General features: G+C 56.3%; 10 protein-coding genes and 2 pseudogenes. 9 read left to right on the forward strand and 3 right to left on the reverse strand.

Going from position 1 to position 14,595, the window contains the following annotated elements; all coding sequences use genetic code 11:
- The 5 genes from C5C07_RS19020 to C5C07_RS19040 form a co-directional block, all read left to right on the forward strand.
- The coding region (locus tag C5C07_RS19020) for a prolyl oligopeptidase family serine peptidase (RefSeq protein ID WP_147302045.1) at positions 1–1,615 on the forward strand (1,615 nt) is incomplete at its 5' end.
- A gap of 1,233 nt (positions 1,616–2,848) precedes the next feature.
- Positions 2,849–4,129, forward strand: a complete 1,281-nt coding sequence (locus C5C07_RS19025) for a DUF6895 family protein (protein ID WP_115805832.1) — start codon at positions 2,849–2,851, stop codon at positions 4,127–4,129.
- 220 nt (positions 4,130–4,349) lie between these two features.
- On the forward strand, positions 4,350–5,675 hold the full coding sequence (locus C5C07_RS19030) for an MFS transporter (RefSeq protein ID WP_115805833.1): 1,326 nt from the start codon (positions 4,350–4,352) through the stop codon (positions 5,673–5,675).
- 5 nt (positions 5,676–5,680) lie between these two features.
- Complete coding sequence (gene lanM / locus C5C07_RS19035; protein ID WP_115805834.1) at positions 5,681–7,672, forward strand: type 2 lanthipeptide synthetase LanM; 1,992 nt, start codon at positions 5,681–5,683, stop codon at positions 7,670–7,672.
- 105 nt (positions 7,673–7,777) lie between these two features.
- Complete coding sequence (locus C5C07_RS19040) at positions 7,778–8,146, forward strand: hypothetical protein (RefSeq protein WP_115805835.1); 369 nt, start codon at positions 7,778–7,780, stop codon at positions 8,144–8,146.
- Positions 8,147–8,247: 101 nt separating this feature from the next.
- Here the strand turns inward: C5C07_RS19040 and C5C07_RS19045 are convergent, their stop codons facing one another.
- The 3 genes from C5C07_RS19045 to C5C07_RS19055 form a co-directional block, all read right to left on the reverse strand.
- Entirely contained in the window at positions 8,248–9,828 is a 1,581-nt protein-coding gene (locus tag C5C07_RS19045) for a hypothetical protein (protein WP_115805836.1), read from the reverse strand.
- Positions 9,825–10,694, reverse strand: coding sequence for an ABC transporter ATP-binding protein (locus C5C07_RS19050; protein ID WP_115805837.1), 870 nt, complete (start codon positions 10,692–10,694; stop codon positions 9,825–9,827). The genes C5C07_RS19045 and C5C07_RS19050 overlap by 4 nt, the downstream gene beginning before the upstream one ends.
- Before the next feature lie 439 nt (positions 10,695–11,133).
- A complete protein-coding gene (locus C5C07_RS19055; protein ID WP_115805868.1) occupies positions 11,134–11,862 on the reverse strand; it encodes a sensor domain-containing protein in 729 nt (242 codons plus the stop codon).
- Positions 11,863–11,956: 94 nt separating this feature from the next.
- Between C5C07_RS19055 and C5C07_RS19060 the strand changes: the two genes are divergently transcribed.
- The 4 genes and pseudogenes from C5C07_RS19060 (at position 11,957) to C5C07_RS19085 (ending at position 14,414) form a co-directional block, all read left to right on the forward strand.
- Positions 11,957–12,307 carry an ArsR family transcriptional regulator gene (locus C5C07_RS19060; protein ID WP_115805838.1) on the forward strand — a complete coding sequence of 117 codons (351 nt, stop codon included), beginning with the start codon at positions 11,957–11,959 and terminating at the stop codon, positions 12,305–12,307.
- A 325-nt stretch (positions 12,308–12,632) separates the two neighbouring features.
- On the forward strand, positions 12,633–12,911 hold the full coding sequence (locus C5C07_RS22445; RefSeq protein WP_115805840.1) for a hypothetical protein: 279 nt from the start codon (positions 12,633–12,635) through the stop codon (positions 12,909–12,911).
- Between the two features lie 258 nt (positions 12,912–13,169).
- A pseudogene (locus C5C07_RS19080) lies at positions 13,170–13,690 on the forward strand (transposase); the annotation flags it as partial.
- Positions 13,691–13,779: 89 nt separating this feature from the next.
- Positions 13,780–14,414 (forward strand): annotated as a pseudogene (locus tag C5C07_RS19085) (IS6 family transposase).
- Positions 14,415–14,595: the final 181 nt, after the last annotated feature.

Raw genomic sequence — 14,595 nt, forward strand, 5'->3', positions numbered from 1 at the left:
GTCCCCGACGGTCGAAGAGATGGCGTTCGGGGTGGCAGATGACGGGAAACGAGTCCAACTGTACGCTCAAGAACAAGGGACGAAACAGGTGTCGAAGCTAACCGACGACCCCGAGACGACACATCGATGGGGCGGATGGAACCGTGACGGATCACGGTTTGCGTACGCCGCAGATCGAACAGGGGACGGACGTTTCAACGTGTTCACACAAGGCCGAGAGGCGGAGGCCACGGAAGCTCGATGCGTGTACGAACAGGAACGATCGTCGCCGGTGTATCCAATCGGGTGGGGCCCGGAGAACGAGCGACTGCTTATCCTCGAGATGCACTCGAACTATAACGCCGATATTCACGTGGTGGATCTCTGTAACGGCGACGTGCAGCAGCTCACCGATGGGCCGGATGTCGAAGCACAATACAGCTCGGTCAGGTGGGGCCCTGACGGGGAGGCTCTGTACCTGGTAACCGATCACGAGTACGAGTGGCGGTACATCGCAAGGCTCAACCTCTCGACTGGCGAGGTGGTGCCGGTGCTCCAGACGGATGCAGATCTCAAAGATCTCGTCTTGCATAGCGGACGACAACGGCTTGCCTACAGACGCAGCGACCAAGGATTCAGTACGATATCGATCTGCGAACTGACCGGCCCGACCGAGACTCGGGAGCTCTGTACCCCTGATATGGTGCCTGGTGCTGCCAAATGTCTGACCATGCGAAGCGACGGCGACGAACTCGGCTTGATGTACACCAATCCAGCGCAAAAGCCCGACCTGTACTCAATCGACGTCGACACCGGAGAGTGTGTGCAGTGGACGGACGCTAGTGAGCCGGTTCCCAACGATACGTTCGTCCCGCCGGAACCGGTGACATACGACTCGTTCGACGGCTTGGAGATCCCGTCGCTGTACGCCGAACCGACGACGGAAACCGACGATGAGTATCCGGCGATTATTTCGCTACACGAGGGGCCGCGACAGCACAACTCACCGGCGTTCAGTCCACTCAGACAGTACTATCTTGAACAGGGGTTCACCAGGCTCGAACCGGATTATCGCGGGTCATCAGGGTATGGCAAAGAGTATATGGCACTGGACGACTTCGAGAAACGAGTCGACGCCATCAGAGACGTGAAGGCGGCGGCCGACTGGCTGGCTGCGAAGGAGACCGTCGACGAGGACCGCATAGTTCTCAAGGGGAGGTCCTACGGTGGGTTCCTGGTTCTTGCAGCCATGACACGCTGGCCCGATCGCTTCGCGGCAGGTGCAGCCATCGCCCCCATCGCGAACTTCGAGACGTATCTCGAGAATAGCCCACCGGGACGACGGGAGAACAGGGAAGCAGAGTACGGGTCACTGGACGAGGACCGCGAGCTTCTCCGCCGACTGAGTCCGATCCACGACATCGACCAGCTGAAGGCACCGCTCCTGCTGGCTCATGGCAAAGAGGATCGGAAAGTCCCATTCACGGAGGCAACGAAACTCGCTGAGGAAGCACGCAACCACGGCGTCGAGATATCCACGCTGTTCCTCGACGGAACGGGCCACAGTTTCACATCGAAAGCAGCGAGAATCGAGCTGTTCAACCACACAGCTGCGTTCTTCTCGGAACACAGTTAGCACGGAGACCAGTGTCCATCGAATCGGTCACGACCCGTGCGTCGCACTACTACGACCGCTCGACTTAATGACCCGTAAGTCGTTTAGACACTTCCAGGCCGTCTGTTTTGGTTGTAGTCGGTTCAAATATTTCTCAGTGAGTGCTTCACGACATTCTTTTCACGTCTAACCATGCTCACTTTGACAAACTCTATTTCCACAAAAGCTTCCATGAGGAACTATGGCAGGTGTCGAGCAAGCCTACTCGCGTAAAATCCTTTGCGAGTACTTGACCACGTCCGCGCATGCAAGATAGTACAATGTCGAAACTCACGTCGTTCTCTCTGCGGTGGCGCTGTTTGCAGCCTCGCTAACCGCGAAACATCAGGGGAAACCTAGACTGATACGCTCGCCAAGCCGGCTGATCTGACAGAGAGGGCCATCTGTCCGAAACCAAATGACGTTGCCTGAGAGGCATTGCTCTCAGGCGACCCATTTCATAGCAGAATCATAACCATACCCAATGAATTGGAACACAATTGGGCTAGTGCTATCAAAAAAAGAAGATATATTTCCCCAATCTCGTCCCAACCGACTCGATTTGCGTAACCCTGCCACGCCATGCGAATTGGTTCTAAAAATGTAACTAATTAGAAAATATTATAGTGTAGTAATCAATACGTGTGATTGGACGAGAAAGTCTCGTCTATGGATAAATATGAGTGAAGAATTCGACGCCGGAATGGCAGACCTCACGGCATCGGTCGAAGACGCAAAGCAAGCAGAACACGACGGTAGCAAGGCAATCGCCTGGATCACCTGGTAACAATGAGTGAAGAATTCGACGCCGGAATGGCAGACCTCACGGCATCGGTCGAGGAATCGAAACATGGAGAGCATGATGGCGATTTCATTCCTCCACTGTTCAAGATAATCACCTGGTAACTCGACCAGATATCCGATATGGCATCGCCACGGACCCCAGTCGACGCAGTGTCGCTTACTGCTAGCGACGGCCCTCGGGTGGTCCTGTCCGACTGGACTTACTTGGGGGTTTGGTCTGTGGGCGTCTGCCTCTCACTTCGGCCTCGTCCGTGGAGACACGGGCCACAGACGGATATCGATAACCGATGAGCGGGTAGTAGTGCTGGGCCTCACCCTGAAATCTGGCATCGGACCAGCGGGCAGCGCCCTCACTCGTCTGCCTGTCGAATGACAGGCGGCTCCAGCTCACCCTATTTGATACGCTGACACATGGATACAATACTACAAGAGATCCGAAAGACGGCAGATCGTTTCATCACCAAGTATCAACCAGAATTCAATCCTTTCGACTGGGAAGTTGAAATAAAATCGGAGCTCCGGCGGAAGGCGTTCACGGAGCTCGGAATGTACCTCTACTGCCAAGAACGCTACGGGAATCGCTGTCCTGACATTCGGTCCCATCTAGCGACGTTCGTCAACGATGACCGGTACGAGGAACTCCTGTTGCGGTATCCTGGCCGGTTTACACAGAACGCCTTCCCAGCGATCGGGTTGAGGATCAGCGGGGAGCTTTCACCGGCGATCGAAGACGCAGTCGACGAAGCGATTCGCAATCGCCACCTCTGGACCCAGGAACAGCCTCCCAACCAGATGGTCGACCTGCTCGTACAGTCCCGGCTCTGGGGATACGATGGGCATGACCGCGATCTGAAGCGGGTGCTCGAGATGTCCAACCTCGCGTACCCACCGGACATTCTCGCCGCAGAGAAGAGCGATTTCTACAACCTCACCCACAACGTCTTCCTACCCACTGGCTGGGGTGCCGACGAGCCAGTGCTTCTGGAGGGACCTCTTCCGTACAATCTCGAGACGCCGATAACCGCGCTCACGCTTAGAGCCATCGCGATGGAGAACGCGGACGCCGCGATGGAGCTCCTGATAACCGGAGTTATCCAGCGCCAACTTTCAGTCGGGCTCATTGAGCAGACCCTTCGATGGATACGGACCGAGAAACTTACAGACAGCTTTGTCGTTGGTCCAAAATCCTCGAAAGACGGCGGTGACAGCAGCGAACTCAGAACAGTCAAGTTCGCCGACGAATGGGGGCCCGAAACACGCGAATGGGCCGAGCACTATCACACGAACTTAGTGGCCGGGATGACAGCCACCATCGTTCAGGCCAAGCTCCCGGAGCAGGCGGCCGACAACGAAGAGAGAATGACAGCGACCGAGTTCCGGGAGTCTGTCGCACTCGGCAGGGCCCTGAACCAGTTACACTCTTACCAGCTCTCGAAGGCCTCGGAGACGCTGACCGGGATAAGTCCTGAGACGTTCAGACGGTACCCCGACATCGCACGGCAAATCACCGAGTTCTTCGAGCGACAGCGAACCGGTGATTCGTACGGATACTGGATCGACGAGCGGCGACTTTACACGCTAAATACCGGGAAAGATGCTGGATTCGAGTCGGAGCTCGTTGCACCAGTCTCTGCTAAGTGCCACGAAGCAGTCGAGCACATCCCCGACCCAGACCAACCACTCTCCGACTGATGTTCGCATCTATCCAGCGGTCCGTCGTCAGCGGCTATACGACCGGCAATGGCACTGAGTGTGGTGTTCAATCGGAATGGAGCTTGCCCGTCGCAGCACGGTATCAGCGAGGACGTGGCCACCGAACCAGTCGTTGGGACGAACAGTCAGTCAGCGCCCGACAACGGGACGGGGTTGACAGATCAGTGACGCTGTGCGACCACATCAGGTACCGACACTCATGATTTCAGGACCGGTTACTAATTCGGAGTTCCGGAAGCTGTTCGCAGGCCGGGCACTGACGAATCTCGGTGATAGTCTGTACTTCGTCGCCGCGATGTGGCTAGTGTACGAATTGACTGGGGACCCGTTCTACACTGGCCTAGCTGGGTTTCTCACGATGGTGCCAGGCACGTTCCAGTTCCTGGCTGGACCACTCGTCGACCAGTGGCCACTCAGGCGCACACTGTTCTCAAGCCAGGCACTGCAAGCTGTACTGGTGCTCAGTATTCCGGTCGCAGAGTACTACGGAGTACTCACCGTCGAACTGGTGCTCATCGTTATGCCCCTCCTTTCGATTATCAACGAGATAGCAAATCCCGCGATGGTGGCGACCCTCCCAAAGTTGATCGAAGATTCGGAACTCGTCGCGGCGAACTCGGCGATCGCCGTGGCAAAGAAAGGCGTCAGTCTCGTTGGCAACGGTGTTGCCGGGATCCTCATCGGACTCGTCGGTGCAACGACACTATTCACGTTCAACTCTGTGACCTTCGTTATCTCCGCGCTGTTGTTCGTGACGCTTGTGATTCCCGAACCCAGCGACTCAGGCGCGAACTCGTCAACTGAACCCCAGGGTGAGGTACCGACGACGGACGGCGGGAATACAGGCGACGTCACGACCGCAGATGGGGAGGCAGATGTCGAGGAGTCTTCCTACGTCGAGGAGCTCAGAATGGGATTCTCGTACATCCGTGGGACGGTGTTCACGAAGTTGATGGTCGGTGCAGCGGTGCTCAACTTCACCTCAGGTATCACGCTCGCGGCGTTGCCTAGCTTCGCGGATTCACTGACGATTCCCTCAGTTCTGGCCGCCTTCGGTGCTGCCGGTTCCTACGGGATTCTGATGGGCGCGTTCTCCGGCGGAACGTTCATCGGTTCCATTGCTGCTAACGTTGTTAACCAGCGCCCGCTTGGATACACCCTTATGGGTGGATTCGGGCTCGCGAGCGTGTGCTGGATCATGGCGATCGCTGTCAGCTGGCTCCCGGTGACTGCCGCACTGTTCGTCATCGCCTTCGTTCCGATGGGGGTCATCAGCATCCAGTTGGCCTCGCTGATACAGTCTGCCGCGCCCGAGAACATCGTCGGCCGGGTCACGAGCCTCTACAGTTCACTCTCTGCCGGGGCGGTCCCGTTCGGCTCCTTGGTTGGTGGTGTGTTCACGAGCCAGTTCGGCGTTCAAACGGCTATGTTCGTCGTCGGCATCGGATTGGTGTGTATGACCGCGTACATCGCTATCCTCCCCGAACTACGGACGCTCCCCCAGGTCGATGAGGCTACTTTGTAGGGCCAATGAGTGAGATATTCGACATCACCGAGAAGAGGCAGATCGTCGGGTCGGCCCGGACCCTCTTAGAGCGGTTAGAAACCAAGGATACGCTGGCGTATCCGGCACAGACCAGCGGGGGCACCGGTGAAGCAGTTTGTGATGCTTGGCAGCAAATGTTCTCCGATGCAGCGTTCGAGCGCCGTGTCGATTCGCTGGTGGAGAATGCAGCGGCGTGTGCGCAGGCGTTCGGTACCCCTCGACTTAAGCACGACGAGCCAATTCCATCGTGGGTCGACAAGCTCGAAATGCTCGTTGGAGATGTCCAGGACCAGTCTCCAGCCGCTGCAGGACGGTGTGCCGCGATGGACGGTGTGTTCGAACCTGACGGGAGACTGGAAGAGAGGCCATTTGGTGAACTGTCGGCAGCGGTCGCCGCGTCGACGTTCGAGCGAACCCGGGACACAATCTCTAGGACCTCCCTTTCGCAGTCCGCGCTCCAGTCCCTATTCGACTGGTTCCGGGATCGGTTCGAAGAGCGATTCTGTCGACTCCTCGTCTCGGAGTTCCGGGGAAACGTCGCTGCTCAGGACCCCGACCTCGCTGACGCCGACCCGGCCGAGTTCGACACGCTGCCGACGTCACACTACGACAGATACGTCGAGTATCTGTTCACGGGCGGATTTGCCGACCTCTGCCGCGCTTATCCGATGTTCGCCCGCCTACTTGTGACGGAGAACCGACAGTGGGACGACCAGCTCCGGACCGTCTGTACGCGCTTGGCAGCGGACCGGTCCCGGCTGGCAGAGGCGTTCGATATTAAGGGGACGCTCGGGGGCGTGACTTCGCTCGACCCCCTCGGAAACCACCGGGCGCTGCTGCGTCTCGAGTTCGACTGTGGACTCACGGTGGTGTACAAACCGCGACCAGTAGACGCTGGAGCCGCGTTCTACCAGGTACTCGACAAAATCGACGAACACCTTGCGACACCGGCGTTCGACACGCCACGGTTCCTGTGTCGAGATGGCTACGGGTGGATGGAGTGGGTTGAATACGATTCGCCCGACGATACAGAGGCCACCGCTCGGTACTACGAGCGTGCAGGGGCACTCACCTGTCTGGCCTACTTGTTCAATATCCACGACTGTTCGGCCGATAACCTCGTTGCCAACGGCGAGCAACCGCTCCTGATCGACGTCGAGACTGTCCTGCATCCGTACATGGCAGCCGAGAGGAAACCGAACGGCGGCGACATCGAACCGGCGGTTCAGGAGAGTGTACGCCTGACCAGCCTGTTGCCGGGGACGGGCGAACAACCCCCGGGGATTGCGACCGCCATTGCCGGTCTCGGTGTTTCTTCGACAGAGACAACGCTAGAAGGCCTCACTAAACCGGTCGTCGTCGCGGGACGGTCCGACGTGATGACTGTCGAGCAGCGACCAGTGACTGTGGATCGGTCAAGTAACGTACCCCGGCTCGACGGGCGTGACCAGCCGCCGAGTGCGTACAGCGAGGAACTGACGAATGGGTTCAAGCAGGCGTACAGAACGATCCTGGCCCTCCTCGAGCGCGGCCGACTGTTCGGTGAGGATGGCCTGCTCACTGTCTTCGAGGGCGTAGAGAGCCGGTTCCTCTACCGGACCTGGTACACCAAGGTCCGCAAGTCCCTGACGACGACCGAGGCGCTTCACGACGGCGCGCGATTTGGGCGCCGGATGGAACAGTTGGCGGTGCCGCTATTTGAGGACGGAGATGCTTCCGGGGCCACATCGATGTACTGCGCCGAGCGAACAGCGTTGCGGCGCTTGGAGAACCCCCGGTTCACTTGTCGCTCGGACGAGAAGGAGATCAGACAGCAAGGCGAGCCAGTCGGCGTGGAAGTCGACCGCGCTGGTCTCGACCGCTGTCGTGACCGCCTTGAGGCCGCATCGGAAGAGGACCTCAATGACCAGGTCGACCGCATTCGGACGTGTCTCGAAGGCGTTCAGGCCCCCTCCATCAGGGCACCGGACGACTGACCGAGAGGCCAGCGCAACGACATTCCTCAGGACCGGCCCACGTTTACAGGTTATTCAGGCATATATATCGACGGTTTTAACTAATTATTTCTACACTACGAGGATATGTCGCATGACGTTACCAGACGGAACGTGCTGACGATGGTCGCTGCAACGAGTGCCACGGCACTAAGTGGGTGCGGATACATCATCGGCGGCGACGACGACCTGGTCATCACGAACAACCGGCGAGAGGAGGTCTCGGTCGAACTTGAACTCGACTCCGAATCGGACGAAGAGCTGTTCGCGGACACGGTGTCTCTCTCGCCGGACAGCGAGGTCACCAAAGACGACGTCCTTCCGTCCTCAGGCACCGTGACATTGACTGCGAGGGTCAGTGAAGATCTCAGTAATATGGAGTCGTTCGGGGTGGACGAAGCCACGTCGCTCCATATCGACATCGAGGACACGATAGCATTCGAGAAAACGGTCTAAACGGCGGCGACCACCAGTCCCGAGTTCGCTCTGAGCGTATCGACCCGTAGTGGGACACGAACGATTCGGTTCCTGCGTGAGTCGATTAACCGATACACGAGCTACGTCTGCCGGCGAGCGAACGCAGTCGCTCCCAACGCTACGATAGCGAGGACGAGATACGCGGTTGTAACCCCGGAGCTGACTGTCGCTTCCTCCGCACCGATGTAATCGAGTGGACGGAACCCGTTCATCGGGCCCGCGTACCAGGCGACCAGATATGCGGTCTCGAACGCGAGCTGACTGCCAGTCAACGTTCCGAGTGCGAACGCGATCGCCGGGAGGGCGAGCAGCCCGACGATCCAGGCGAACATCGCACCAAATGCCCCGTTGATTGCGAAAATGATGCCCGCTGGTAGCGTTATCGCGAGGCCGACTGTGGTGGCGGAGAGATAAGAGGCGGCGAGCAACGCGTATGGCCCGCCCGTAACGAATACCAGCTCCTCCGTTCTGTGGATTTGCTCTCGCGTCCCCAGTTCGGACCACAACGAAAGTGGCAGGAGCAGTGCGAGCGGGAGGACAGCCGACCGGAGGGCGTCGACGGATGGAATGAACGACAACAGCAGCGCGAGGATACAAGCGACGTACCACCACCGCGGGCGGTTCTGTACCGCGAGCCGGAGTTCAGAAACGAACACACGCTTGAATTGGAAGCCGGTTCGTGTTACTGGTGACAGCGACCCAAGGCTCGAAAGGGACTCGTCGGTTGGGGCAAGGACTGCGGAGGGGGAAGAGGACTCGTTCTGTTCGTCTGTATTATCTCCGTTGGAACTGAAGGGAAGTAACGATCTGAACGTCCACAGTCCGGCATCGTCTAGCCTGTTGAACGAGAGGTGGGCGGTCACCAGCAGGCCGCCAGCGACGAGAAGCTGTGGAATCCGCAACAGCACGTGTTCGGCGGTCCATCTGACCCCAGACCAAGTGAAGGTCTTCAGCTCCGACGCAGAATTTGTGTAGAAGAAGCTGACCCCTCTGCCATCGAAGCTGGGGTACTGCTCGGCGATAGCGACCCCCATACTCTGTCGGAAGATATGGACGCCACCGACATCAAGCAGCTCAGTCGTAGACGTCCCGAGAAGGATGATAGCGACCGCTGCGAACACGTACAATACGTTCCCTCCGGTTCCGCACAAAAACCTATTGCTCTCGAAGCAGACTGCCGCGGCTGCGACGACAGCTATTGTTGGTATCGTAACAAAAAGGTACGGTGCGAACAACGCCCACCCGTCGAACGAGCCAGCCCCCTGGAGAAGGAACGCCACTGCAGTCAATCCGGCAAGAACACCAGTTGTGACCGTCAGTAGCAGGAAATTACTCAGCCACTTCCCAAGGAGATAGCTAGCATTTGAGAGTGGGGCTGTCGAAATGAGTTCCGCGATGCCAGGTTGTCGGTCTCTAGTGATACCACCGCGGACGAGGGCGAATCCGAACAAGAAGAGCAGTAACGTCCCAATGGCACAAAGCATCGCCCCATACCAGGCGGCTGTCGGTACGCCGGTGTACTCCTCGGCGACGACGAGGGTCGTGTCGACCGTTATCAACTTGGCGAAGTACGCCAGCAGTACAGGGACGACCAGCCACTTTTTTGTCCGTGATCGCTGTTTAAAATCTGCTCGTGCCACGGCCAGCACTTCTGTTATCACGTCCGGTCGCCCCCATTCGTTATTTGGAGGTAGGCGTCCTCGAGCGTCGGTTCCACTTGTTTGGCGCCCGGTGACGGGGACTCCTTGCTGACGATACGGGCAAGAACGCCGTCCCGAGTCCGTCTGGCTCCACTGACGATATAATCGCGTTTCACCGCTGGCAGCTCGGAGTCAGAAACGTTCCACTCCCAAACAGCCCCTGCCGCCCGGTCGAGAAGGGCGGCCGGACGGTCATGCAGGAGCAACTTTCCGCCGGAGAGAAGGGCGATCTCAGTAGCCGCCTCTTCGATATCCGAGACGATGTGCGTTGAGAGGACGACGATCCGGTCCTCGGCGAGTTCAGACAAGAGATTTCGGAAGCGGACCCGTTCCTCTGGGTCGAGCCCAACGGTCGGTTCGTCGACGACCAGCAACTCAGGGTCCGCGAGCAGGCTTTGTGCGATGCCGATACGCTGTTTCATGCCACCTGAGAACCCTCCCAGGGCGCGGTCCCAGTCGTCCTCGAGGTTAACGAGTTCGAGTAGCTCGCTGATACGGTCCTCGGCGTCGGCGATACCACGGATGCCGGCCAGATACTCCAAGAACTCCTCGGCCGTCAGGTTCGGGTAGACGCCGAATTCCTGTGGAAGATAGCCCAGTTCTTTTCGGATCGCATCGGGCTCGCTGGTCACGTCAACGCCGTTCCAGTGAACTGAACCTTCCGTTGGCTGCTGGAATGTGGTCAGGATCCGCATAAGTGTCGACTTCCCAGCTCCGTTGGGACCGAGCAGCCCGACGACACCCTCAGAGCAGGAGAACGTCACATCGCGAAGCGCCCAAGTGTCGCCGTACTGCTTTCCGAGACCGTCTACAACAAGTTTTTCCATAGAGGTGTCATCAAGTAATGATGTGTAGACAATGTAAATATCTTTTGTCCTGTTCCTTAGCACCTCACTCGCAGTGCGTGCGCTCCCAGGCTTTGGTCGACGCTTTTCAGTAGACTAGCGGAACTAGGAGCATTAGTGATTGTGTCAATCAGACCAATGAATCACTGGTGGTCCACTTTTTATTAGGATATCGCATGTTTTTATCCCTGAATATAAAAACATGTTCACCTCCAATCATGGACCTATGTGGTCAATACCAGATTCTACACTGTGAACTATTTGGACGTGATTTTGAAGTGAATATCACGAGGCCCAAGACCCCGACTCCAAAACAATGGTTGTTCGCGAGCAGGAAAATAAATCGAAACAGCGTGTGTTGGGGATAAAGTTGATAGCAGCCAACTGAACTGATATCAGCGCTGTATCGAAGGTGTGAGAATCAATCTAACACCGCAACTGGGTCCCCGAGAAGTGTGCGTGTATATTGACGGGAGAACCACGCTACAAAATTGACGATATGCAGCGTTAGTAGGAGAAGGATTGCTCCGACGGCCGAAAAGAAAAGCGCGTCAGCCAACGAGTTGACGGCCCACTCGCTAACCGTGACTGCGAACTCCGCACCAACTAGCACGTTCCCCCAAGGAATTGACAATGACGGTGTGAGCGTGACCGGGTCTGCGAGAAAGAGACCGATACGCTGGCCAGGTTCGTCGTAAAACATCGGTGTGGCGAGAAATGTAATCGACATAGTCAGTCCGGTCACAAGGAACACGAAGACGCCAATGCCAATAGGAAATTTCAATAAGAGATAGCCACATTCTATCCACGTTCGACGGTTTACTATGAGTGCTCGCACGCGATCAAGCACGCTGCCATTCCGGAATGGATACGTCGGCGCAGCGATGTCAGTATCGAGTAAGAGATTGGCGAGCAAACGCTCAACGGCCCCTAGCCCTCGAACAATGAGCAGTGTTACGATGAGCAACGGTATGCCAACGACAATGACGCTCAGCGGCACCGCAATCGAAAACCCTGTGACAAGGATACCGAAGTACGCTATTCCCAGGGGAAAAGCCAGCCCCACATAAAGAAGGTGGAGGTAAGTCTGAGGTCGCAACGGGATGGCAACGATAGACTGTATGGAAGGCAACGACGCAGGCACAGGCATATTCTGGAAAGCCACCATGTAAAAATGTTGGGAAGCTGCAACGTCTGAGAAGCAGGACTGTAATTAATACCCTAGGCGACACAATGGTGTGTTGATGGAGCCGGCCGGCGAGTTGGACGAGGAGTTACTCGCTCTGCTCGAGGATGAGAATGTCCGGACAATTCTGATCGAGACGAGAGAGAAGTCCCAGTCGGTTGAGGCGCTGAGTAACTGCTGTGGGGCTGATGACTCGACAGTGTATCGTCTCGTGAACCGGCTACAAGATCGGGACCTCCTTGTCGATCATCAAGAGTTGGACCCCAATGGCCATCACTACAAGACGTATTCGGCCCGGTTGGAGCGGGTCGAAATCGAATTCACGAATTCGGGCATCGAAATCGATGTCGACCGGCGTGAACCGCCTTCCGACCGCTTTACGCGCCTTTATCAGGAGTTTACTGGATGATCCGTAATAATCACATGTCGCTACAAGTCACTGTGGAAAGCGGTGCAACGGTGACCAGCATCGTGGCTCTTATTACTTTCTTTGTGGCGACAGCGCTTGCCGTGCTCGTTACATATCGATTCCTGCAGGGGTATCTCCAGTCGCGTTCTAGGCCCATTCTACTGCTGGCCGTCGGGATGTTCTTGCTGGCACCAGCACCAATGTTCCTCCGGCTCATTGCAGGTAATATTGTCACTGTGGCCACTCCGGTGCGTATTTTATCAACTACCACGACCGAGGCAGTGGGCCTGCTTGTTATTCTCACAGTAATCTATCAGGGGGCTCGATAACAGTGCTAGACACTCTCGCCACGGTTGGGGCAACCGGGACTGCACTGCTTGGTATCATCGTCGCGTCGTTGGCCTTCCGCGGCTACCGACGCAACGACAGTCCAGTGATGCGTGGGTTGGCAATCGGGATTGTAGCCATCGCTGTTGTTCCGTTCCTTGTCATCGAATTAGCCTCCCCACTACTGCTACTGACCGATGCACAGGCCCTGCTGGGAGCGACACTCTCACACACCATTGGTCTACTCGCAATCTATAGGACGTTCAGTCAGTCCTAATAAATCTTTTCTCCACCTGTCCAATCGACAGCTGTCAGCGTGTATATACCACCCATCCGAACCTCTGTCTACCCGTGAGATAGATGATGGAAACTACTCTAGGTGACGCTCTCCAACGATTCGCCACCGCATTGGTTCGTACAGCGACGTACAAGCGACTGCTATACCACCTGCTTGTGTTTCCGCTAGGAATCGCTTACTCGCTTATCTGTAGTGATGAATACTCTCCCATGACTGAAGTTCGTAATCCGCCACAGCATGGTTAGTAGAGAGAGCGTCAGTGAGGCATTTCTGCCTGCCAAAGAGGACTGTTTGGAGTCTCTACGCAATCATCGGTGGCCGGACGGGGTGACGTGTCCGCACTGCGAGAGTGCGGACACTATCAAGAGGGGGACGACAGGAAAGGGCTCTCAGCGCTATCAATGTAAGAATTGTCATAGGATATTCAACGATCTAACTGAGACTGTATTTGCAGAACATCAGCTTTCTATCTCTGAAATGTTCTACATAATCAGCAAAATGGAAAGGCACACAACCAATAACATTTTTCAGGAGCTTGATCGGACATACAAGACCGTCTTGGACTTCGTCCATGAAGTCCAGGCCACTCTGGAAGATGATTCCAAATTTGAACTCTACGGGGTCTGTAAGGCTGACGAGGTCTACGTCGTTGCCGGTGAGAAAGGTACCAAGCAGGAGAGTCCACGCTCGCGGGGACTCAAAAAAAGGGACGAAGAACGTTCGAGACAGACAAACCGCCAGTCATGACACTCATCCGTTGATCCGGCGGACGAGTTCGGTTTCTCGTTCGCGAGAGGTCGTGTTTAGTTAAACGTGAAAGTGAGGCGGGAGAATTTCTTGGTGCTCTTTGCCAGAAATCTCCCGCCTCAGCGAGAGTAGATACTGGATTGATTTGGGTTTTGTGGAACGCAAGCGGACACCCGTGCCAGCGATGGCGATGGGTATTCAATCACACGTTGCGGGGCTGTCGCTGTCGAATACCGTCGAATTACTCGACTCGCTGGGTGTCCAACGCAGTCGAAAAGCAATCCATGATTGGGTGCAGAAAGCCGATTTACAGCCCAAAGCAGGAAAATCACCGAATCAGGTCGCGCTCGACGAAACGGTGATTCGAATCAACAACGAGCAATTTTGGCTGTACACCGCTGCCGACCCAGCGACGAACGAACTGCTTCACGTCCGGTTATTTGCGACAACTACGACCGCTCTCACAGAAATTTTCCTGCGCGAGCTTCGCCAAAAGCACGATGTCGAAACCGCCGTATTTCTCGTTGATGGCGCTCAACACCTCCAAGCTGCACTGCAACGAGCTGGGCTCTGATTTTAGATGTGTCGCCACGGAAATCGGAACGCTGTCGAGCGAATTTTTCGAGAGCTAAAAAGACGAACCTCCTCGTTTTCGAACTGTTTCAGTCACGTCGAACCGAAAACAGCCGAAAGCTGGCTTCAGAGTTCGCTCGCTGTCACCATGCTCCAAACTAAACACTACCCCTCGCGTGGTTATTTCGTCAAAGAATGAACATAGACTCGGAAAATGGGATAGAATTACAGACGTAGTGTCGTAATGAATTTATCCTTATCAGGATATGATGAGTCCATCACATAGTGGGGATCTCAACGCACCTGTGGAAGGGGTTCTGCTGTACAGTCAATAGAGAGTTAT

Origin of the sequence: Haloferax sp. Atlit-4N (genome assembly GCF_003383025.1) — an archaeon.
Lineage (GTDB): Archaea > Halobacteriota > Halobacteria > Halobacteriales > Haloferacaceae > Haloferax > Haloferax gibbonsii.

Excerpts from the sequence above, each read along its gene's own strand:
- C5C07_RS19050 (WP_115805837.1), bottom strand. The coding sequence starts at position 10,694 with ATGGAAAAACTTGTTGTAGACGGTCTCGGAAAGCAGTACGGCGACACT.
- lanM (WP_115805834.1), top strand. The coding sequence starts at position 5,681 with ATGAGTGAGATATTCGACATCACCGAGAAGAGGCAGATCGTCGGGTCG.
- C5C07_RS19030 (WP_115805833.1), top strand. The coding sequence starts at position 4,350 with ATGATTTCAGGACCGGTTACTAATTCGGAGTTCCGGAAGCTGTTCGCA.
- C5C07_RS19060 (WP_115805838.1), top strand. The coding sequence starts at position 11,957 with ATGGAGCCGGCCGGCGAGTTGGACGAGGAGTTACTCGCTCTGCTCGAG.
- C5C07_RS19040 (WP_115805835.1), top strand. The coding sequence starts at position 7,778 with ATGTCGCATGACGTTACCAGACGGAACGTGCTGACGATGGTCGCTGCA.
- C5C07_RS19055 (WP_115805868.1), bottom strand. The coding sequence starts at position 11,862 with ATGCCTGTGCCTGCGTCGTTGCCTTCCATACAGTCTATCGTTGCCATC.
- C5C07_RS19025 (WP_115805832.1), top strand. The coding sequence starts at position 2,849 with ATGGATACAATACTACAAGAGATCCGAAAGACGGCAGATCGTTTCATC.